This window comes from Acinetobacter sp. IRS14, from assembly GCF_034650275.1.
Classification (GTDB): domain Bacteria; phylum Pseudomonadota; class Gammaproteobacteria; order Pseudomonadales; family Moraxellaceae; genus Acinetobacter; species Acinetobacter oleivorans.
This window is the reverse complement of the sequence record NZ_JAOVFN010000005.1, coordinates 43,848-66,726: the sequence shown is the minus strand read 5'-3', so window position 1 is coordinate 66,726 and position 22,879 is coordinate 43,848. Positions and strand designations below refer to the sequence as shown.

19 protein-coding genes are annotated in these 22,879 nt (G+C 39.5%); 13 read left to right on the top strand and 6 right to left on the bottom strand.

Annotated features, from left to right (window positions below):
* The first annotated feature begins 23 nt into the window (after positions 1-23).
* The 3 genes from ODQ17_RS06680 (at position 24) to ODQ17_RS06670 (ending at position 3,335) form a co-directional block, all read left to right on the top strand.
* Positions 24-1,874: a TonB-dependent receptor plug domain-containing protein gene (locus ODQ17_RS06680; RefSeq protein ID WP_322902569.1), complete on the top strand. Its 1,851-nt coding sequence runs from the start codon at positions 24-26 to the stop codon at positions 1,872-1,874.
* A gap of 94 nt (positions 1,875-1,968) precedes the next feature.
* Positions 1,969-2,547, top strand: a complete 579-nt coding sequence (locus tag ODQ17_RS06675; RefSeq protein ID WP_322902567.1) for a cob(I)yrinic acid a,c-diamide adenosyltransferase — start codon at positions 1,969-1,971, stop codon at positions 2,545-2,547.
* 74 nt (positions 2,548-2,621) lie between these two features.
* Positions 2,622-3,335: a glycerophosphodiester phosphodiesterase gene (locus ODQ17_RS06670; protein ID WP_322902565.1), complete on the top strand. Its 714-nt coding sequence runs from the start codon at positions 2,622-2,624 to the stop codon at positions 3,333-3,335.
* Positions 3,336-3,362: 27 nt separating this feature from the next.
* On the opposite strand, the gene ODQ17_RS06665 is transcribed toward ODQ17_RS06670, so the two are convergent.
* Positions 3,363-3,896, bottom strand: coding sequence for an META domain-containing protein (locus ODQ17_RS06665; protein ID WP_174739945.1), 534 nt, complete (start codon positions 3,894-3,896; stop codon positions 3,363-3,365).
* 208 nt (positions 3,897-4,104) lie between these two features.
* Between ODQ17_RS06665 and ODQ17_RS06660 the strand changes: the two genes are divergently transcribed.
* The 3 genes from ODQ17_RS06660 (at position 4,105) to ODQ17_RS06650 (ending at position 7,478) form a co-directional block, all read left to right on the top strand.
* Positions 4,105-5,277: an acyl-CoA desaturase gene (locus tag ODQ17_RS06660; RefSeq protein ID WP_004789144.1), complete on the top strand. Its 1,173-nt coding sequence runs from the start codon at positions 4,105-4,107 to the stop codon at positions 5,275-5,277.
* A gap of 99 nt (positions 5,278-5,376) precedes the next feature.
* Positions 5,377-6,819, top strand: a complete 1,443-nt coding sequence (locus ODQ17_RS06655) for a protein adenylyltransferase SelO (RefSeq protein ID WP_322902562.1) — start codon at positions 5,377-5,379, stop codon at positions 6,817-6,819.
* Positions 6,820-6,896: 77 nt separating this feature from the next.
* The gene (locus ODQ17_RS06650; protein WP_322902560.1) at positions 6,897-7,478 is read left to right on the top strand and encodes a L,D-transpeptidase family protein; all 582 of its coding nucleotides are present in this window, start codon (positions 6,897-6,899) and stop codon (positions 7,476-7,478) included.
* A gap of 70 nt (positions 7,479-7,548) precedes the next feature.
* Here the strand turns inward: ODQ17_RS06650 and ODQ17_RS06645 are convergent, their stop codons facing one another.
* Both ODQ17_RS06645 and baeS read right to left on the bottom strand, forming a co-directional pair.
* A complete protein-coding gene (locus tag ODQ17_RS06645) occupies positions 7,549-8,235 on the bottom strand; it encodes a response regulator (protein ID WP_003655179.1) in 687 nt (228 codons plus the stop codon).
* A 21-nt stretch (positions 8,236-8,256) separates the two neighbouring features.
* Positions 8,257-9,915 carry a sensor histidine kinase efflux regulator BaeS gene (gene baeS, locus ODQ17_RS06640; RefSeq protein ID WP_049838143.1) on the bottom strand — a complete coding sequence of 553 codons (1,659 nt, stop codon included), beginning with the start codon at positions 9,913-9,915 and terminating at the stop codon, positions 8,257-8,259.
* Between the two features lie 132 nt (positions 9,916-10,047).
* Here baeS and ODQ17_RS06635 point away from each other — a divergent pair, with 132 nt between their 5' ends.
* From ODQ17_RS06635 to ODQ17_RS06620, 4 genes are all read left to right on the top strand, one after another.
* The gene (locus ODQ17_RS06635; protein ID WP_322902558.1) at positions 10,048-10,425 is read left to right on the top strand and encodes a hypothetical protein; all 378 of its coding nucleotides are present in this window, start codon (positions 10,048-10,050) and stop codon (positions 10,423-10,425) included.
* A 289-nt stretch (positions 10,426-10,714) separates the two neighbouring features.
* Complete coding sequence (locus ODQ17_RS06630; protein ID WP_004789135.1) at positions 10,715-12,517, top strand: acyl-CoA dehydrogenase C-terminal domain-containing protein; 1,803 nt, start codon at positions 10,715-10,717, stop codon at positions 12,515-12,517.
* 167 nt (positions 12,518-12,684) lie between these two features.
* Entirely contained in the window at positions 12,685-14,466 is a 1,782-nt protein-coding gene (locus tag ODQ17_RS06625; protein ID WP_262771848.1) for an acyl-CoA dehydrogenase C-terminal domain-containing protein, read from the top strand.
* A 122-nt stretch (positions 14,467-14,588) separates the two neighbouring features.
* Complete coding sequence (locus ODQ17_RS06620) at positions 14,589-15,071, top strand: phosphate-starvation-inducible protein PsiE (RefSeq protein ID WP_151826655.1); 483 nt, start codon at positions 14,589-14,591, stop codon at positions 15,069-15,071.
* Positions 15,072-15,118: 47 nt separating this feature from the next.
* Here the strand turns inward: ODQ17_RS06620 and ODQ17_RS06615 are convergent, their stop codons facing one another.
* A complete protein-coding gene (locus ODQ17_RS06615) occupies positions 15,119-15,502 on the bottom strand; it encodes an RcnB family protein (RefSeq protein WP_322902554.1) in 384 nt (127 codons plus the stop codon).
* A gap of 164 nt (positions 15,503-15,666) precedes the next feature.
* Between ODQ17_RS06615 and ODQ17_RS06610 the strand changes: the two genes are divergently transcribed.
* Positions 15,667-16,113, top strand: a complete 447-nt coding sequence (locus ODQ17_RS06610; RefSeq protein WP_004789125.1) for a hypothetical protein — start codon at positions 15,667-15,669, stop codon at positions 16,111-16,113.
* Positions 16,114-16,379: 266 nt separating this feature from the next.
* Here the strand turns inward: ODQ17_RS06610 and ODQ17_RS06605 are convergent, their stop codons facing one another.
* Together ODQ17_RS06605 and znuD are read right to left on the bottom strand one after the other, a co-directional pair.
* Positions 16,380-17,843, bottom strand: a complete 1,464-nt coding sequence (locus ODQ17_RS06605) for a phospholipase D family protein (protein WP_322902551.1) — start codon at positions 17,841-17,843, stop codon at positions 16,380-16,382.
* A 75-nt stretch (positions 17,844-17,918) separates the two neighbouring features.
* Positions 17,919-19,994, bottom strand: coding sequence for a zinc piracy TonB-dependent receptor ZnuD (gene znuD / locus ODQ17_RS06600; protein ID WP_322902549.1), 2,076 nt, complete (start codon positions 19,992-19,994; stop codon positions 17,919-17,921).
* A gap of 137 nt (positions 19,995-20,131) precedes the next feature.
* On the opposite strand from znuD, the gene ODQ17_RS06595 reads away from it, so the two are divergent.
* Complete coding sequence (locus tag ODQ17_RS06595) at positions 20,132-20,896, top strand: DUF4184 family protein (protein ID WP_322902547.1); 765 nt, start codon at positions 20,132-20,134, stop codon at positions 20,894-20,896.
* 170 nt (positions 20,897-21,066) lie between these two features.
* Positions 21,067-22,851 carry an aspartate--tRNA ligase gene (gene aspS, locus ODQ17_RS06590; RefSeq protein ID WP_004789117.1) on the top strand — a complete coding sequence of 595 codons (1,785 nt, stop codon included), beginning with the start codon at positions 21,067-21,069 and terminating at the stop codon, positions 22,849-22,851.
* Positions 22,852-22,879: the final 28 nt, after the last annotated feature.

The following is a 22,879-nucleotide window of genomic DNA, read 5'->3' as shown; positions in this document are numbered from 1 at the left end:
GATCATTCACGTGGGGTGAATGTATGGAGCATGTTATGTCTAAGACTTTTCAACCTACTCGTCTGGTAGGGGCTATCGCTATTGCGATGGGGTTTTCACCTGTTATTTTTGCTGAAGATACAACCAACGCAACTCAGCTTGATCCAATTGTAGTGACTGCTTCAAAAAGTGCTGAAAAAGCGAGTGAAGTTCCGGCGCGGATTTCAGTGATTGATGAAAAAACGATTGAGAAGAATCCAATTGCAGATTTGCCTTCCCTATTAAGAAAAGAAGCTGGGTTAACCATTCATCAAACAGGTGGTTATGGCCAAACAGCCTCTATATTTATCCGAGGAGCAAGTGCTGGACATACTCTACTTTTACAAGATGGTATGCGTTCAAATACTGCAACTGTAGCAGGTCAAAATATTCACTTATTTGATACAAGCGATATTAAACAAATTGAAATATTACGAGGCCCTGCATCAGTTCAATACGGTACTGATGCTATTGGTGGTGTAATTCAATTAATTTCAAAAACCCCTACACAAAATAAAATCTTTACGACTATCGAAGCTGGTGAGAAAAATACTTATAAATCTATTTTAGGTATAGATTTAGCCCAAGATGGTTATTATGCTCAAATTCGTGGCCAACGTTTTGAAACAGATGGTGATCAAGTCATTAGTAATGACAACCGCAAAGCTGGTTTTGATCAAAAAGGTTATTCCGCTAAAGTTGGTGTTGATAAAGAGCAATATGGTTTATCCGCTGAAATCAAAGAAAATAAAGGTACTGGTGACTTTTTTTCTTATGGTGCGCCGCAAGCCTATGATTTTATTAACCGCTTATATAATGTTAACGCTCGTCTTAATTTAACTAACAATATTATTTGGAACACACGTCTTTCTCAGTTTGAAGACCAATATAATTTAATAAAAGCAGCTTACCCCTCTATTGTAAATACAAAGCAGCAAGAGGTAGATTCAAATATTAAATGGCAATTTACACCAAGCCAAAATATTTTGTTTGGTGTAGAACATAATAAAACAACTGCTGAGAAAGTAGTTGCTTATAGTGGCGATACAGGATTTGATAATTCTAATAAGACGACTGGCTATTATCTGCAACACCAATATCAACATGATGGTATTAATACCCAAGCAGGTATTCGTGTAGAAGATAATGATCAATTTGGTACACATACTGTTGGACAACTTGCTGGGCGTCTTCTTGTCACCCCAACAACTAGTGTATATGCAAATATTGGCACAGCTTTTCGTGCACCAGTTGTAGGACAAATTATTACAGAACCAGCTTGGTGGGGTGGAAACCCAGATTTAAAACCTGAAGAAAGTGTGTCATATGAACTTGGATTTGATCAAAAACTAAACCATGGGTTCAACATATATGGTTCGGTTTATCAAACTAAAGTTGATAACTTGATGGTATCTTCTGCCGCAACAAATTTCGTATTTTATAATATTGATAAAGCAACCTTAACTGGTGCTGAGTTAGGTTTAAAGTGGTCATTAGATAATTGGTTTATTAATGCCGAATATGCTTATGTTCAACCTAAAAATGATGAAACTGATCAGGATGCACCAAATCGCCCACGTCAAAACTTCAACATGAATGTTGGCTGGGATAATGGTATATATGGCTTCAACACAGCTTTTGTTGCAAAAGGCAAAGCAAAAGATACACAAGATGTTCCAGGCTATACTACTCTTGATTTTAACGCTTATTGGCAAATGAACCCAAATGTCAAAATCTTTACTAATATTCAAAACTTATATGATACGAAATATAAGACAGCATGGAATACAGAGGTTGGTTCATACTATATTGCCAGTGGCCGCCTTGCGTCAGCTGGTGTGACCTTAAGCTACTAAGCAAAACTTTATTATAAAAATATTTTCTTAACTCCAGTTTCGGGGTAATGTTCTGACCGACATTATCCCCTTTTTTATGTTCAGGATATCCATCATGGGACACCGTTTAAGCAAAATCTATACACGCACAGGCGACTCAGGCACAACAGGTTTAGGCGATGGCTCTCGTGTTGCTAAAGATGATTTACGAATTGCAGCACTTGGTGATGTCGATGAACTCAATGCCATTATTGGGGTACTTCGTGCTCAAATCACAGCTAGTCAAATGACCAACAAAGCGGATTGGGATAAAAGTCTCAGCCTTGTTCAGCATTGGCTTTTTGATTTAGGTGGAGAAGTTTGCATTCCAAACTACAATTTACTTGAGCCCGTTTGTATTGACTTTCTTGAAAAAGAAATTGACCGTATGAATGAAGACTTACCAATGCTTAAAGAGTTTATTCTGCCATCAGGCTCTTTAACTTGCAGTTATGCCCATCAAGCCCGTGCCGTTTGTCGCCGCGCAGAACGATCTCTACTGTCGGTACAAACACGTGATCAAAACATTCAAACCACGGCGCTCCAGCTTTTAAACCGCCTGTCTGACTGGTTGTTTGTTGCATCTCGTGCTTTACAACGTGCTGAAGGTGGACAAGAAGTGCTTTGGCAAAAAAATATTAATGAGATTATTTAAAAATAGCTTAAATTAAACATGGTCTCTGCTCTTTTCAAAGAGACCATAGTCAAAATATTTCATAGAAGAAAATTATGCGCATTATTGGTCATCGTGGTGCACGCCGAGAAGCTCCTGAAAATACACTAGGTGGGTTTCAGCACATAAAAAATTTAGGTATTCGTGGTGTCGAATTTGATATTCGTCAACTTCAAGACGAAGAGTTGGTCGTGATCCATGATGATAATTTTTTACGTACAGCTGGAGTCGACCAAATTGTTGAACAATCCACTTTGGCTCAAGCGTTAACATTTGATAATCGTCAAAACTGGCCTGACTGGCCAAGTTCAGAGCCAACACCAACGCTCACAGGCGCTTTAAATTTACTTGATAATTTCGATCATATTGAAGTGGAAGTGAAAGCTGTAAGAGATATGGTTTTAGCAGAAAAAATTGTTCAAAAACTTGAGACTGAATTACAAGGTTTTGAGAAAGTCGTCACCATCACAAGTTTTGATCTTCAAATTTTAACTGCCCTACGCGATATAAACTCTCAATTCAAACGGGGATTGTTAGTCGAGCTTCCAGTTGGAGCAACAGCAATTGAACTCGCTCATCAATATGGTTGCTGTCATATTGGTTGGCACGATCAACTCGCAACAGATGAAATGATTCAGCTTTCACAGCAGGCCGACTTAAATATTAGTGTCTGGACAGTGAATGATGTAGAAAGAGCAAAAAGACTTAGGGATTTAGATGTGCAAGGGCTAATTACAGATATTCCAACCACGATGTTACAAGCTCTATAAATATAAAAAAGGTGGTAAAACCACCTTTTATTTCTTTTGTGCCTGAATAAGGCGTTGTCCACTCTGATCAAGCAGATATAGCGTATTACCTACGAGCTGGAAGCGTTGAATACGTTGCAAAGCATCCACCAGTTCTGCCTCTTGGGCCAAAGCACCATCACAGCTTAAATGTCCTGCATTTACCTGCATGTCAAGTTTTTGCTGACTAAAATCAAATGTATAACGACCAAAAACTGCGTTACATCCAGTATGGCCTGATACTGTTTTTATAGCAGAATTTAAAGAGAGAGTTGGCCACTGTGTAAAGAATTTTGCCTTATGGCCACTGATCTGAGTAATCTGCCAATCAATATCTTGAATGCCATCAGCACTCACTCTCTTTTTTACAACAGGCGATTGAACATGATGAACTGTTTTTTTTGTTTGAACTTTTTTTGTATTTTGATCGGGTGCACTTTGACATGCGGCTAATACAAGACTGATTGTGACCAAGACACACTTCAATGATAATTTCCTTGCAATATCAATGCTGTTCTTTTTTTTCAATCGTTGTACGTTCATTAAACAACTTCTCCTACTTGAAAAACTCTGTGACATAGTTTAATTCTGTTACCGTTCTTTCAATACATCTGTACAATAATGCTAGTGATTCTCACTAAGCACGTGCTAATATGAAGGATAGAATAGCAATATATCTTGATGATTGGTTTTGCTATGTCGTTTTGTCTTTGTACCTTGTCTGACAAGGATTCTAGGAGCGCTGCCGGATATGACTTCCGCCCCACTCAAAGCCCCAATTAACTGGACCGCTAGCATTACCTTAATTGGTTTACCAATTCTTGCCGCAATCATAATCCCGATTTACGCGTATTATTATGATTTTAGTGTAAGCGCATGGGTAAGCTTATTTTTTCTTTTAGCTCTAAGTAGTATGGGGATTACTGCTGGTTATCACCGCCTGTGGGCTCACCGAGCTTACGAAGCGTCGTTACCGCTTAAAATTCTTTTAATGATCGGTGGAACTTTTGCCGTACAAAATAGTATTTTGTTCTGGGCATCTGGTCACCGTACTCACCACAGACATGTTGATCATGTCGATGAAGATCCATATTCAATTGAGCGTGGTTTTTGGTATGCCCATATGGGTTGGATGATCCGCGATCATTCGCCATCTGAGCCAGACTTTAAAAATGCACCTGACTTGCTCAATGATAAATTGGTTATGTTCCAGCATAAATACTATGGTTTACTTGTAGTTGCAGTTCATGTTGGAATTTTAGGTTTAATTGGTTGGGCAACTGGCGATTTATGGGGTGTAGTCCTCATAGGTGGTCTCTTACGCTTAATCATTAGCCATCAAGTGACTTTCTTTATTAACTCACTTTGTCATATGTTCGGTAAACGTCCTTATACAGACGAAAACTCGGCACGTGATAATTTCTGGTTAGCTATCGCCACTTGGGGCGAGGGTTACCACAACTATCACCATATCTTCCAATACGATTATCGTAACGGTGTGAAATGGTGGCAATATGACCCAACAAAATGGTTGATTTGGTCTTGTTCTAAACTTGGTTTAGCTAAAAATTTACGTCGCATTCCAAGCTTTAATATTAAAAAAGCAGAACTGGCGATGAAGTTTAAATATGCCGAGCAAGATCTTGCTATCTATGGTCATGATGTAAATGCTGACATTAGTCAAATGAAACAACGTATTGCACAAGAATACGAAGCATTTACCCATACTTTAAATGATTGGGCAAAACTTAAAGAACAAGAGTTACAAGCGAAAAAAGCAGCAATGGCTGAAAAGATTCATAGAATGGATCACAAGCTTAAAGTTGATTTTCAGTTGCTTGAACACCGTTTAAGTCATCACCGTGAATGCTTAGAAACACTTATGCGTAGTGTTAAAAAGAATACCAACGTGGTGTCAGACTAAAATAAATTCTGATCAAAAATAGCTCTTTCGGGAGCTATTTTTATGCCTGCTTTTTAACTATGGTATAGTGAAATCCGCTCTCTCTATTTTGCCAAGCCCATGCAATTTAATCCGCTCTACCCTTCACTTCCTTCTAAATTATTCCATGTTCAACAGCCATCTCCTTTGCGTGGTGCAAAAGCAGGCCATTTCAATGCCGCTTTGGCAGATGAACTGCAATGGTCAGAAGACGAAAAAAATGCATGGGTTGAAATCTGTAGCGGACAGCGTACTTTCTCTGAATTCCCTTCTCTGGCGATGGTCTACGCTGGCCACCAATTTGGACAATGGGCAGGACAACTCGGTGATGGTCGTGGCTTACTGATTGCACAAATACTCAATACAAAGGGTCAAACCATCGACCTACATCTCAAAGGTGCAGGCCCTACCCCTTATTCAAGAATGGGAGATGGACGTGCAGTGCTGCGTTCCGTTGTCCGCGAATATTTAGCTGGGCATGCTTTAAATGCTTTAGGCGTCGCTTCTAGTCACGCGGTAGGTTTTACGACCTCTACTCAAGGGGTACAGCGCGAAAAACTAGAGTTAGGCGCAATGCTACTCAGAACATCTGAATGTCATATCCGTTTAGGACATTTTGAATGGATTAATCAATACGCTCCAGAGTTACTGTCAGAATTCACTCAAAAATGTATTGAATGGCATTACCCTGAGTGTCTAGAAACTGAAAATCCTATTTTATCTTTTGCAAAAAAAGTAATTGAGCGTACTGCAATCATGATTGCGAAATGGCAATTGGTTGGGTTTGCTCATGGCGTAATGAATACCGATAACTTAAATATTACTGGTTCAACACTCGATTTTGGTCCATATGGTTTTATGGAACGCTTCCGTCCGAACTGGATCAATAACCACTCAGATTACCAAGGTCGTTATACTTATCAAAATCAGCCAAGCATAGGCCATTGGAATTTATGGACGTGGTTAAACAACTTGATTCCACTTGCTGAACCTGAACAAAAGGATCAGTTCAAAGAAGAGTTAGCGCGTTGCTTAGAACAATTTGAACCGACTTTTATTGAACATTACACAACTGGTTTATGTCAAAAAATGGGACTTCCCCATTTTCATAAAGACAGTCTTGATTGTAGTTTTAGTTTTTTAAAAATCTTACAAACTGAACAACTCGATTACACTCAGAGCTTTATTCGACTTCAAAATAAAGAATATAAAACTCTACGAGATGATTGCCTTGATATTCGTCAGTTTGATGAGTTTCTTAGCCAATATCAAAGTATTCGTGAACATCAAGATACTTCTGCACTTGATGCAAACATGCACCAAGCAAATCCGATTTATATTTTACGTAATCATATGGCTCAGCGTGCTATTGAAGCGGCAGAACGAGATGATTTTAGCGAAGTAGACCGTTTGTTTAAGCTGCTTGATCAGCCATATACAAGACAACCAGAACTCGAACAGCCACAAGATTTAGGTCCGTTACCAAGTGACGTACCAGACGTAGCTGTCAGCTGTTCTTCTTAATACTTTAAAACTAAAACTCTCTTAAACCACTTTAGTAGTGGCTTAAGAGAGTTTTTTTAAGCATCAAAGAATAATATATGAAAGTTAAACCTATCATTATTTGTACACTTCTTATAGTTCCACTCGGAATCACTTTTTATAAATATGAAAAATATTTACCAACTTTTACGCCAAGTCATCAAGCACTTTCAAATGAAGAGATTTTAGGACTAATCAAAACAAAGCCCGTCACCTCAATTGAAGTGTTTAAAAGTCAACGCGTACTTCTGCTCAAGAGTAATCAGGACGAAATTCGTCGTTATCCTATTCGTCTTGGCTTTAACCCTGAAGGACATAAACATTTTGAAAATGATGGCAAAACACCTGAGGGGGTCTATTCTATAGATTGGCGCAATTCACAAAGTGCTTTCTATAAATCTTTGCATATTTCCTATCCCGATACGAAAGATATTGCTTATGCCAAGCAACATAATCAACCAACGGGTGGAAATATCATGATCCATGGATCAGTTCCAAAATCCTTTTTATCTATGCCTTTTAGCTCGACTTATATGCCACATAAGGATTGGACATTAGGATGTATTGCAGTTAGAAATGCAGATATAGATGAGATTTGGCAATTCGTACCAAATCATACGAAGATTATTATTTATCCATAAATCCTTAAAACTATCCACATTTTCTGTGGATAACATTGTGGTTATCCACAGAATAACTTTCGCGAGTGTTTTACTCTTCAGGATATTCGAAGCGGTAACCTACACCATAAACAGCTTGAATCCATTCATGACGGTTACCAGTTTCAGCCGCTTCACTAATTTTTCGGCGCAAGTTTTTGATATGGCTGTCAATTACACGGTCGGCAACGTCAAAACTATCTGGATTAATATGATCTAATAATTGTGCACGTGAATATACTTGCCCTACATGCTCTAAAAATAGCTCAAGTAAGCGAAATTCGGTTGGCGTTAAGCTCAATGATTTTTGTTGATACCAAATTCTTTGCTGAGCTTTATCAATTCTGAAAGAATCATTTTGTTCAGGTTCTGCTTTACGCTCTAAACGGCGTAAAACTGCCTGTACACGAGCAACAAGTTCTTTTGGGCTAAATGGTTTACATACGTAATCATCAGCACCCATATTCAGACCTAATACACGGTCAATTTCCTCTGTACGGGCAGTGACCATAATAATCGGTAAATCTGACTGTTCACGAACTTTACGGCAAATGGTCAAACCATCCATTCGTGGAACCATTAAGTCTAGAACCATTAAATTAGGTTTACGTTGCTGGAAACTCGCATAAGCATCTTGACCATCATGAAACATACTTACTTCAAAACCGGCAGCTTCAAGATAATCACGCACTAAATGCGCTAATTCGACTTCATCTTCAACCAACATCACATGTTTCATGAGATATTTTTCCTTTTATATTTAACTCTGCTTTTTAAAAGTGAGCACACAACGTAAACCACCTAACGGTGAATGTTCAAAACTGAGTGTACCACCAAGCGCCTGCGCAATTTTACAAGACAAAGCCAAGCCTAACCCTGTTCCACCTGTACTACGCGTACGCGAATCATCTACGCGATAGAAACGTTCACCTAAACGGGATAACTGCTCATCGTTTAAACCAAATGGGCTGTCATCGACATACAAAGTCCACTCCTGCGGAGTTTGAGCTGTATGAATATGAATTTTGCCACCTGTTTCTGTATAACGAATACTATTACTAATTAAATTAACAATAATCTGTTTAAACCGATCACGGTCTAATAATAGCGGAGAACTTGTTCCTTCAACCTGAATTTCGAGACCAGCCTGCTCAAGTTTAGGTTTAAAGTTTTCTACTTCCTGTAATACCACTTCCCATGGATTAACAGAACTCAAATAACACTTAAGCTGCTGGGCATCTGCCTGTGCCAAGTCTGCAAGGTCTTGGGTCAATTTTTTCAGACTTGAAACCTGACGCATCATCGCATCTAAATGTTCAGGGGTTGCTTTTCGAATCCCGTCTTGCATCGCTTCAATTTGTGCTTGTAATACAGCCAACGGCGTTTTTAGCTCATGAGAAGTATCTGCCACCCATTGACGTCGCGACTCTTCATGCTGATGTAAAATTTCTGCTAAATGGTTCAATTGAGTTGATAAATCGCCCAACTCATCATTTCGTTTAATAACAACTTGATGTTGATAATTTCCTTTCGTTAATTCATTGGTTGCATTTAATAAACGCTGAATCGGCTTTTTAAAATAAGTCGCCATCAATAGCGCTGCAACTAAACTTGAAAGTAAGGTTAAAGCATAAATTAAGAGTAAATAGCGCTTTTGATTACTAAAGAAATTAATACTCAAAGCATCTTCTTTATCTAAAACAGGTTTTAAACCTAAATATCCAACCACTTGATTGTTTAAGATAATTGGGCGAAATGACATCTGATCTGAAGAAGGCGGCTCACCTACAACAAACTGGTGTCGTGCATCATATAAAGATAAACGTGAGCTCAAACCTAAACGGTCGGGCAAAGCAATAAAACGCTTTTTACCATTTTGAGTTTCAATATCTTTTAAGCTTCCCTTCTTTGATTTATTTTTATCATCACTTGGACGAAATTGGTTTGCACTTAAGGGGAATCTTAACCCTTCAAAGGGTTGATATTGAGAAGGTAAATTTTGCTCAAGTGTTCTTAATTCTTCATCACTAAAAATAGTATTTTTATTTGTCGGTGCAACTTGCGGTGAAATATTAATAAGGGCATGTTCATCGAAAGAATGCTGTTGTATGGCAATGTCATATTGACGACGAAGCCACCACTGCGAGAGACGATCGTAGTCATCAGGAGCCGCGGTTCCTTCGATTTGTAAAATCTGTGCCTGAATCGCATTCCCCCAATCATGGTACACCGTATAGACATCGCCCAGATTGGTTATAAGGCGGTCGAGCTTTTGCATTTCAACGTCAGCCACGTATTTGGCAAAGTTCTTTTGCATTGTCCAGTGCAAAACACTCAAGCTTGCAGTCGCAATAAGTAATGTAGTGAGCAAGACTGTCAAAAATAACCGTAATGCAATGGGAACACGTAGAACGTTCAAAAGCACTCTCTCATTTTTACCCTATATTTCGCATTGTAACCAACAACGAAAAGAAAAACTCTCCATTGTTTCTACATCTTTATTATCTAATCTTTAAGCCATCATTAAACACAACATTAAAAGGCTTTAAATATGAAAATGAAGGCAAAAATTGCGTTATTCAGTGCGGCAATTGTAACAATGGGAAGTTTAGCGGCGTGTCAATCGACGACTCAACCACCAAAGCCAGAGCGTGGCATGATGCAAGATGGCCCACGTGAAGGCCACCACCGTATGAAACATCGTGAGTTCACACCAGAGCAAAAAGCAGCATGGGAACAACACCGTGCAGAACGTCAAGCTCGCTTTGAACAAATCCAAAAAGCATGTGATGGTAAGGCCAACGGACAAGCAGTAAATGTTCAAGTTGGAGATAAGACACTTGAAGGTACTTGTAACCTTCGTTTTGAACCAAAGCGCCCTCAACCACCAGTTAACGCCCCTGCTCCTGCATCAGCTCAAGCAAAATAATTCTAAAAATCATAAAACAAAAGGCGCCTATAGGCGCCTTTTGTTTATACATAACTGTTTACGATTTTGACTATTTGTATCATATAAACATAACCAAAAGTGTTTACACTCAAAGCACTTAGCTAGTTTAAGCATTTTTTTCTTGACTTTGCAGTCACAAAGTAAAGGTCCTGAGGTGCTTGTGCAGTTATGCAAGTTGTTGCACGATGTAATAGTCCAAGGTGCCTCATGGCACATTCTCATAGATTAAGATTATAACTCTGGTTTCACCAGTATTGAGGAACCCGATATGCCACAATACAAAGCGCCCTTACGTGATATGCAATTCGTTTTGCATGAATTATTAAATGCTGAAGAACACTATGCAAAATTACCTGATTTCCAAGGTAACGTAAGCCGTGAATTGGTTGATCAATATTTAGAAGCTGCGGCAGATTTTTGTGAAAATGAACTTTCTCCTTTAAACCAAGTTGGCGACCGTGAAGGTTGTACTTGGAATGATGGCGTAGTTACCACTCCAACAGGCTTTAAAGAAGCTTATCAAAAATATATTGAACTTGGCTTTCCGTCTTTATCAGCAGAAGAACAATACGGTGGTCAGGCTTTACCTAACTCTTTAGGTATTGCAATTTCAGAAATGGTTGGTACAGCAAACTGGTCTTGGGGTATGTACCCTGGCTTGTCTCACGGAGCTGTACGTACATTAGAACATCATGGTTCTGATGAACAAAAAAATACTTATTTACCAAACCTTGTTTCAGGTGTTTGGACAGGTACGATGTGCTTAACTGAATCTCATGCAGGTTCTGACTTAGGTATTATCCGTTCTAAAGCAGAACCAAATGCTGACGGTAGCTATGCAATTTCTGGCGAGAAAATCTTTATCTCTGCTGGTGAACATGACATGGCTGAGAACATCATCCATATCGTTCTTGCTCGCCTACCAGGTGCGCCAAAAGGTACCAAAGGTATCTCATTATTCATCGTTCCTAAATTCCATGTAAATGCAGATGGTACTGTGGGCGAGCGTAATGCGGTTCGTTGTGGTTCTATCGAGCACAAAATGGGTATTCATGGTAACGCGACTTGTGTCATTAACTTTGACCAAGCTAAAGGTTACTTGATCGGACCTGAAAACCGTGGTTTGAACTGCATGTTCACCTTCATGAACACAGCACGTATTGGTACTGCGGTTCAAGGTTTAGCAGCATCTGAATCATCTTTCCAAGGTGCATTAACTTACGCAAAAGAACGTTTAGCAATGCGTTCGCTTTCTGGTCCTAAAGCTCCAGAAAAAGATGCTGACCCAATTATCGTTCACCCTGCTGTTCGTAACATGCTTTTAACTCAAAAAGCATTTGCTGAAGGCGGTCGTGCACTTGTTTACTTACTTGCTCAATATGCTGACATCGTTGAAAAAGGCGAAACAGAAGAAGAGCGTAAGTTTGCTGACAACATCTTGTCTTTATTGACTCCAATTGCAAAAGCATTCTTAACTGAAACAGGTTCTGAGTCTGCTAAGCACGGTGTTCAAGTCTTCGGTGGTCATGGCTTTATTTCTGAGCATGGCATGGAACAAATCGTACGTGATACACGTATTTCATGTTTGTATGAAGGTACAACTGAAATTCAAGCACTTGATTTGTTAGGCCGTAAAGTATTGCAAACTCAAGGTGCAATGCTAAAAGACTTTACCAAAATTGTTCACAAATTTGTTGAAGCAAATAAAGACAACGCTGCCATGAAAGAATTTGTTGAGCCGCTTGCAGCTCTTAACAAAGAATGGGGCGATCTCACTATGCAAATTGGTATGCGCGCAATGCAAAACCCAGATGAAGTAGGCGCTGCTGCTGTAGATTACCTCTACTTCTCAGGTTATATCACTTTAGCGTATCTATGGGCTCGTATGGCACTTGTTGCACAAGAGAAATTAGCAGAAGGTACGACCGATGTTGATTTCTATAACGCGAAAGTTACAACTGCTCGCTTCTACTTCAAGAAAATCTTGCCACGTGTTCGCTCACATGTTGATGTGATTGCAGGTGGTCTAGATCCATTGATGTCATTAGACGCTGAACATTTCGCTTTCTAACCATAGTTAGTTGCGATATGCAATGTTAAAAAACAAAAAAGGACTGCTCAGTTTTGACGGTCCTTTTTTTATAAAATCAATGATAAATTTACACTTTAAATTCCATATCCATTTCGTTTTACAGGATATCTAGCACAGGCCAATGTGCACAAAAAAGGTGAACGATTATGCCAATTTACAATGCTCCTTTAGCTGATATGAAATTCATCTTAAATGATGTATTTAAAGCAGAACAATTTTGGCAGTCTAATGAGAAACTCGCTCATGTAGATGCTGCAACAGCTGAAGCAATTTTAGAAGAAATGGCTAAATTTGCTCAGAACGTGACTCATCCATTAAACCGTACCGGTGATGAAGAAGGCGCTCGCTATGAAAACGGCGAGGTGTTCACACCAGCTGGTTTTAAAGATGCATTCCGTCAATATGCAGAAGGTGGTTGGATTGGCTTAGGTGCCGATGAAGAATGGGGCGGTCAAGGCATGCCAAAAATGCTCACCGTTCTTTCTGATGAAATGTTATTTGCAACTAACCCATCATTCATGCTCTACCCGCTTCTTTCTGTGGGTGCAGGTATGGCTTTAAACAGCTATGCATCTCAAGAACAAAAAGAAACTTACTTACCAAAGATTTATTCAGGTGAATGGTCGGGCACGATGTGCTTAACCGAGCCACATGCAGGTACTGACTTAGGTATTATTAAAACTAAAGCAGAACCTAATGGAGATGGTACTTATAACATCACAGGTACTAAAATCTTTATCACTGGCGGCGACAACGATTTAGCAGAAAATATCATTCATTTGGTACTTGCTAAAACTCCAGATGCCCCTGCTGGTTCACGCGGTATTTCTTTGTTCATCGTGCCAAAGTATTTGGTGAACGAAGATGGTTCATTAGGTGAACGTAACCTCGTTGGCCCAGGGTCTATCGAACACAAAATGGGGATTAAAGCGTCTGCAACTTGTGTGATGAACTTTGATGCAGCAAAAGGTTACCTTGTTGGTAAAGAAAACGAAGGTCTTGCTGCCATGTTTGTCATGATGAACTACGAACGTTTATCTATGGGTATCCAAGGTTTAGGCGCATCTGAATTTGCTTATCAAAATGCAGCGCAATATGCGACTGACCGCTTACAAGGTCGTAGTGCAGCTGGTGTTCAATCACCAAATAAACCTGCTGACAGCATTTTAGTTCATGGCGATGTTCGTCGTATGTTGTTAAACGTACGTGCAAACAATGAAGCATCACGTGCTTTTGCAGTCTATGTTGGTCAACAGCTCGATATCACTAAATTCTCAACTGATGCTGAAGCTGTGAAAAAAGCCAATAATCGCGTTGCGCTTTTAACACCAATTGCTAAAGCTTACCTCACAGATACAGCATTCCAAGCAACTTTAGATGCTCAAATGGTGTTTGGTGGTCACGGTTATATCCGTGAATGGGGTATGGAACAATGTATCCGTGATCTTCGTATTGCTCAAATCTACGAAGGAACGAACGGCGTTCAGTCTCAGGATTTAATTGGCCGTAAAACAATTAAATGCGGTGGTGCGTTCATTGCTGAATACATTACTGAAATTCGTGACTTTGCAAATGACTTAGACACCGATTTGAACTTCATTAAAGATGCAACTTTAGATGCTGCAACTGAAATCGAAGCAATCACTCAGTTTATTATTGAACAAGCTGCTGAAAACGTAGACTTCCCAAATGCTGCTGCTGTTGATTATCTACATGCAGTTGGTTTACTCAGCTTCGCTTATATGTTTGCGAAAATTGCGGCGGCAGCAAAAGATAAGTCTGGTGATTTCTACCAAAACAAACTTGCTTTAGCTCAATACTTTGCTGATCGTATCTTGCCGGATATTGATGCACGTATTGCTAAAATTAAAGCGGGTTCTGACTTAATTATGGGCTTCAGTGAAGACTACTTTACGAATCAAGCTTAATTAAATTCTTTATGAAAAAGCGTCTGAATATTCAGGCGCTTTTTTATTTTGTATTTACTATTTCCATTGGCATGAAATTTGTTTAATTTCTAAACATTAAGAAACAAACAAAAGATCTTACTATGCCTGATCCTAAAAAATACGAGCGAATACTTGACCGTTTTGGTCATTACGCCGTAGAAGCCTTCCACTATTTAGCCCTGTTTATTATTGGATGTATGGTGGCTTGGTCCGCAGCCAATACTGTTTTTGAAATTTTGACTGTCAAAAAGTATGCTTCAATTGATGATATTTTATTATTATTTATATACTTAGAACTTGGCGCAATGGTTGGAATTTACTTTAAAACCAATCATATGCCTGTACGCTTTCTTATTTATGTTGCGATTACGGCCTTAACCCGCCTACTCATTTCAGATATTCAACATGACCATAAAGCGGATATGGACCAAGTCATTATTACCGGCTCAATTCTTATTTTAGCTCTTTCTATCTTGGTTGTTCGTTTTGCATCTTGGAATTATCCGTCGGTGATGAAAGAGAAACATGCAAAAACACCAACGGCTTTAAAGCCCCCTCAGCCTCAAGATGATGAATTAGCATAAAAAATGGCCTCAATATTGAGGCCATTTATATATTCTAGATTTCAAAATTAACGGACACGATAAATTTGGTGTTTTGAGTCTACGAGTAAATATTGGTTCGGTGTTTTAACCCAACGGTATCCACGTGGTGGCTCATACAAACGATGCGATCTCCAGTCTGAAACATAATAGCGACTATTGCGGTATTCTGCTGGAACACGATCGCCACGTTTAAATGCTACATATCGACCATAGTGCTTACCGCGATCGGCATTTGACCACTGTGGAGCGCGGTGATCATTTCGGTAGTCATGACGGCGGTCATCACGATGCTCATATCGATCATAGTTTTTACCATGATTATTGTCCCAACGATGACTTGTATCGGCCATCGCAGTAGTTGACATACCCAACATTAATGTTGAAAGTACAAGAACGATTGGCTTTTTCATGACCTATTTCCTTTTATCTTGATCTGAAGCTAGATTAAAAGAGAGTCAAGGAGAAACCATGAATAAAACTGCTTTGATTGATATTGTTTGTAATGACTATAAAGAAAATATGAAGAATCTGTATCTGTGCTACCATTACCATTTTTCAAACTAGGTCAATTGCTGTGTCTGAAATCAGTTTTGAACGTCTTCATCAATTTTTTTGCAAAGTCCCAACCGTACAAGAAGCCCGTATCATGGCTCATGGAGCAGACGGCGAACATGCTTGGTGGTTTAAGTTCAGTATTGATGTAGAACATCCGCTAGCATGGCAAACAGTTCAAGAATTAGGACATGTTTTAAACTATTTATCGACGAATGAACGTCTACCGACTTTATTCTTCCCTGTTTCTCCACCGCCATACATGAACGGTGAAGCGAAAGACTTTTTATCGTGGATTATTCAGTGTAATCATCCTGAATTTAACCCAGATGTAGTTTGTGACTGGCTTGAGGCTCGTTTACCAAATCCTGTAGATGATGAGTCGCAGTGGAAAATTAAGACTGATTTGAGTGAATTAGAAAAGTTAGATGATAAGACGTTGGATCAGTTGATTCCGCCAGCGCCTTAAATCGGACTTATGGCACAGCCTTTACTTACAGTGATGTTTTAATGTCTTTTGTATAGGCTAATGCCTCACTTTTGAGAGGTCAAAAGTGACTAAAACCTTTGTTTCACTGATGTTGCTTCCCTGCAACACAGTGAAACGGCGACATCCATGTCGCCAATCACGTTGCCAATTTTGTACAAAATCATGGCAACGAATAAGTTCCAAGTTTAGAATCAATTAGGACTCCGTCGTGAAGATAGAGCCTCAAGCTTTATATAAAGCTAGGCTTAGAAAGTCGACAAACCTGACCATTCCATAAAACGATAAATCCAATACTTCACTTTAGACTCATCTGCGTACTTCGCGTAATCTACGCTCATTTGTCTACCTTGTAAGTTTGACCAAGAGGTATTGAAGTAATCTTGCGCATCTTTAAAGACTTGATCTTGAACATTACCTATAACCAACATATCCGTTTCAAGGTTGTAATTTTTTAAATTACGGGCCGTAAAATTAGCAGACCCTACAATCAACTCAGCGTGTTGGGCGTTATATTTCAAAATCATTTTGCTATGGTTCTGCTCACCATGTGTGTCACACCAACGGATTGGAATTCCCTCAGCATGTAGCTCTGAAGCAACTTGTCGGTTAGGAATACCATTCTTTTGTCGGCCAAATGCATCTTTATTTGGATCAAGTAAAACTCGGACAATAACCCCTCTATCTTGAGCACTTTTTAGAGCCTGAATAATCTTGCGTTCAGATAAATAGAACATACTTAAATCAAGATGCTCTTTAGGCTTAGCCGAGTTAATCAATTTCAATACAGATTGATAAATCGCCCCTTCAGTTAACACCTGAACTTGAGGTTTGGTTACGTCTTTTTCAAAGTCACCTAAAATGAGCGATGGAGAACTACTACCTGACATTCGCGCAACCGCGGCTTCAGATTGTAAAACATCTGCCGCTGTCGCTCCTGTTACAACTAATGCAACATTTGAGTGTCTAGAACTACCATCATGCGGATTTGCTGAAGTCACCAGTGACTTCCAACCAGTATCGGTATCGACGACTACAGTTTTACGGTGATTCGCCTTAAAGTTAAATAAGTTCAAATAACTGCGCAGTGTAATTTTTTCATCACCGAATGGATTTGGCAACCAGCCTTTCTCAGGGTTATTTCCAACATTCTGGCAGCAGATATACCATAAGCCTGACCAGAATGGATTAGAGGCACGTAAAGGAGCTAAATTGGTTTCAATCACATCAACACCCGCTTGACGTAACTGGCGGTAATGTTCAGGGCTTAAACCACCATATACTGAGTTAATCGGGTCAGTAATTAATACAATCTGGATTTGGCGATTCTGTCTTTTTTTACTGACTAATGCATCGGTTAACTCTTGCATTAATGGCCTTTGCTTCAGTTTTGAGTCACCCACTTCTGAATTAAACAAGAACATGTCAACCACAACTGTGGTTTTTGACTCATCAATCATTTTCAAGATTTCATCAAAGATGTGCTGATCAACCTGTTGTTGCCCTGTTGCATCAAGGTAGGTTTTATCTGCTAAAAATTTGACATCGGCATGTCTAAGCTTGCCACTAAAGTTAATCCCTTGTGGCAATGGTTTTACTGTGTGGTAAATTGCCGATGCAAGATATGCAATAGCAACAACGCAAAGTAATATCGCCATATAACGACGCCCTGACCAATTTATTTTTTGATGAATTCGTTGAAAAATACGCATAAAAAAGACCTAACTTGATGCTTTCAAATTAGGTCTTTTGGATTGATTTTTCAAGTTTAGTTTCGTGTTAAAGCCTTAAAAACTAAAATCAACACCTACCGTAAAATTGCGTCCAACTTGTGGAATATTTGATAAGAAAGATGCATGTTGATAAACCGTGTCATCTAACAAGTTATTCGCTTTCATATAAACACGATAATCTGTTTTTGCACCATATTGCCCAGAATATGCCACCCCAAGATTGAGCATGTTATAGCCTTCAGTTTCGGTTTCGTAAGCTGCGATCTTGTCTTGGTTAAAGACATGATAATACTCAGCAGAACCACTAAAACCATCACCAAAATCTGCGTCGACTTTAGTACCTAAACGTCCTGCTGGAATACGCGGAGCATTACCTTCTGCATCAATTTTACCGCGCACATAGTCACCAAAAGCACTGATCTTGTACATTGGTGTAATTTGATAACCAATTTCACCCTCTGCACCATAGAAGCGTGCTTTATCTTGAGTATATTGAACTAAACGGAAGTCTTTATAACGGTCAAGGGTTTGCGCATAGATGTAGTCATCAAACCAGTTATGGTAAACATGAAGATGGTAATCAAGTTTGTTATTATCAAAATGCAAACCTAACTCAACATTATTCGATTTTTCCTTACTGAGTTGATCATTTCCTAACTCATAAGTATTTGTCGCAAAGTGCCCACCATTTGCATATAACTCTTGAGCTAAAGGTAAACGTTCCTGATGTGAAGCGACAAAAGAAAGTTTGTAGTTCGGTGCAAACTCCCAATTCGCAGCACCTGCGTAAGAAAATGCAGAGCCATCAAAATCTTGTTTAGAGTTATCGTCTACATCAACTTCTTGCTGATCTGCACGTGCAGAAAGCTCAAAGTGTACGTCTTTCCATTGTTTATGTTCTAAAGCAAATACGCTCCACTTTTTGGTAGTGGTCGGTGCCATAAATGCTTCTTCGCCAGTTAAATTCAGTTTTTGCTGGCCTAACTGTGCACCAATGACCCCTTCCCAACTTGCAATTGGGTTATGTACTAACTCAACACGCCCATCATAGCCTTTGTTTTGGAATCGGGTTGCAATTGCTCCCTCTTCGATTTCGTCATGCTGATAGTCGGTATAGCTCGCTTGTGCACGTAACTTTTGGAAGCCTGCAAATGGATCATTTAACTCAGTTTTAAAATCATAACGCTCAGATTTTAAGTCAATCCATGGACCGCCATGTTCGTGATCATGAGCTTCTTGTCCATGATCATGAGCTTCTTCACCATCTTCATGCTCATGGTCTCCACAATGCAAATGTGGTGTACCTGTTAAATGAGCGCTACAATTTTCGTATTCATGACTATGCCCTGGTAAGCCATATTGATCTCGACGGTTGCTATAAGAAATACCCGTATAACCACGGTCATAAATCCAAGACAACCCGACGTTAACTGAATCGCCCTGAGCAAAGGTATTGTCTACGCGGCGCTCTTTTTCACCTTCATGAATATAATTTGGCGCAATGTAGTTATTCGCATCACGTGTTAATCCCTCGACACGTAAAGCAACCTGGCTACCCAAGCCAACAGTTACTCCAGCACTCGCCAGTTTTTCATCACTTCCAGTGTTATAACGTAAGCCAACTTGTCCTTCATAACCATTTTCAGGCATTTGCGTAGGGATCTTGTTATCAATTACGTTGACTAAACCACCCACAGTTCCAGCACCAAACAGTAAAGTTGAAGGACCTCGAATCACTTCCACTTGCTTCGCAAGCACAGGATCTACAGTTACCGCATGGTCAGGAGACAAGGTCGAAACATCAATATTTTCTGATGAATTTTGGAGTACTTTAACGCGTGGTCCATCTTGTCCACGAATCACTGGACGACTCGAACCAGCCCCAAACTGATTAGCGTAAATTCCGACTTCACTACTCAGCGCATCCCCAATAGTGGCGGCCCCTTGCGATAAATGCTTTTGATCAACAACAGTATCTGCAACAGCAAAATCTTGTGAAGTTTGCTCAAGTGGATGAGCCTTAATTCGAATAGTTTCTAACTTTTCAACATTTTCACTTTCTGCTGCAAACGAAGGAACGGATATGACAGCTAAAATGGATATGGTCAAAATATTTTTATAAAACTGCATTGGATGTGTCCCGGATCACGATATGTTTTATTTTTGTTATATTATAACATTTCGTTTGTTTTGCAATAAAAAACATTTCTGATTCGACGATTCGTTAGACTGGTCAACTAAATGATGTGAGTAATTTTTGATTTCTAATGCCTTTTACCATCTCTCATGCCGTTATAGCTCCTCCTCTATCCAAACTTAGCCAAAACACTTTACCGGTTGCTGCGTTAGCCATTGGGAGTATGACACCCGATCTTTACCGCTTATTTACAGTTCAGTCCAGCATGCTAACGCACCAATGGAAAGGTCTGATTTATCCCAATCTTGCATTAGGCCTCGTCTTTTGTGCAGTTTGGTATTTTCTTTATCGTCCAGTGGTGTACCGTTTTTTTGGTGTGCAACATAATCTTGGCCTCAGCTCTTTAAAACGTATTTTTATATTTTTTATTGGCGTTATATTTGCACTCATTGTTGGTATTGCAACTCATCTCATTTGGGATGGCCTTACCCATTCTGACTTTAGAACTTTTATATTTAAAGATGTATTAGCGACAACTATTCATTTTTTTGGTCATTCTTATCCCTTGCATCGCCTTTTACAACTTGGCTCCTCTGCTCTTGCCTTACCTTTTCTTGGTTGGATGGGTATTCACTATTACCAGCGCTACAAACAACACTGGAAAGTAAGTAAAAAAATAAAAATTTACGCGTGGTCTCTGTTTATTCTATCTACAGTCTTAGGCTTATTTTCATTTTGGGATTATACACGTTACATACCCCATGAGGTTTGGCATGCCGATACCTATTATTTTACAGGCCGTTCTATCAACGAGTTTATGCAAGGTTGGTTAAGTACTTTTAGCTTAGGATGCTTATTATTCTTGTTTTTAGATCGTCAACAAAGAATGGGATAAATCAGAAAATTTGCTGCCAAATTGCTCATTTTCAGGTTAATTTCCGCGGTTTTTTGATCTAGTTCTTGTGGCAAACCATGCAACAGGGCATAATCGAAAACTTATTTTTTTGACGGTGCGCGGTTTACGCATCCGTCTTTTCAGCCAATATAGTTTGGATATTTTTCATCATGATGCGAACTCATTACTGTGGCTCTTTAACTGAAGCCCAAATCGACCAAACCGTTACACTATGCGGTTGGGTACATCGTCGCCGTGACCATGGCGGTGTTATTTTCCTTGATATGCGTGACCGTGATGGCCTCGTTCAAGTGGTTATTGACCCAGATACTCCAGAAGCATTCGCAACTGCAGATAAAGCACGTTCTGAATATGTATTAAAAATTACAGGTCGTGTTCGTCGCCGTTATGAAGGTACCGAAAATGCCAACATGGTGAGTGGTCAAATTGAAGTTTTAGGTAAAGACATCGAAGTTCTTGCCGCTTCAGAAACACCTCCATTCCCTTTAAATGATGAAAATACCAATATTTCTGAAGAAATTCGTTTGAAATATCGTTTCTTAGATATTCGTCGTCCTGAAATGTTGGATCGTTTACGCTTCCGTTCTAAATTGACCAATCTTATTCGTAACTATTTCGAAGATAATGGTTTCTTAGACGTTGAAACACCTATTTTGACACGTGCAACTCCTGAAGGTGCGCGTGACTACTTAGTACCAAGTCGTGTACAAAATGGCAGTTTCTATGCACTTCCACAATCACCACAATTATTCAAACAATTGTTGATGGTGGGTGGTATTGATCGTTACTACCAAATCGCAAAATGTTTCCGCGACGAAGACTTACGTGCTGACCGTCAACCAGAATTTACTCAAATCGATGTTGAAACATCGTTCATGAGTGACGATGACATTATGGACTTAATGGAAGTCCTTACTGTGAAGATGTTCGATGAACTTCTTGGCGTTAAATTCGATAAATTCCAACGTATGACTTACGCAGATGCAATGCGTGACTATGCATCAGACAAACCTGATATGCGTATTCCGTTGAAACTCGTTGACGTTGCAGACTTAATGCAAGAAGTAGAGTTCAAAGTATTTGCGGGTCCTGCAAAAGACCCTAAAGGCCGTATTGTTGCTTTACGCGTTCCAGGTGCAGCTTCATTGCCACGTAGTGCAATCGATGAATACACTAAATTCGTTGGCATTTATGGTGCAAAAGGTTTGGCTTACATCAAGGTTAATGAACTCGCTAAAGGAATTGAAGGTCTTCAATCTCCAATCGTGAAATTCATTGAACCGATCGTACTTGAATTGTTGGCACGTGTTGGTGCGCAAGATGGCGATATCGTATTCTTTGGTGCTGATAAAGCTAAAGTTGTAAATGATGCAATGGGTGCTCTTCGTGTGAAGATCGGCCATGATTTGAATCTTGCAACTTGTGAGTGGGCTCCACTTTGGGTTGTTGACTTCCCAATGTTTGAAGAAACTGACGATGGCAAATGGACTTCTGTTCACCATCCATTCACTCTACCAAAATCAAGTGTAGAAGAAGTGAAGAGCAATCCAGGTGAAGCACTTTCTGTTGCTTACGACATGGTATTGAACGGTACTGAAGTTGGTGGTGGTTCTCTACGTATTTATACATTAGAAATGCAAAAAGCGATTTTTGAAGCGCTTGGTATTTCTGATGAAGAGGCAGAAGAGAAATTTAGCTTCTTATTAAATGCACTTCGTTACGGTGCTCCTCCTCACGGTGGTTTGGCATTTGGTCTTGACCGTTTAGTAATGTTAATGACTGGCGCGACTTCTATTCGTGACGTTATTGCATTCCCTAAAACGAAGACTGCTGAATGTCCACTTACTCAAGCACCTGCTCCTGTTGAAGCAAATCAGCTTCGTGACTTGGGCATCCGCTTACGTGAGAAGCCAAAAGCTGAAGAATCTAAATAATTTTTAGATTCTCAAATTAAAAAACCCT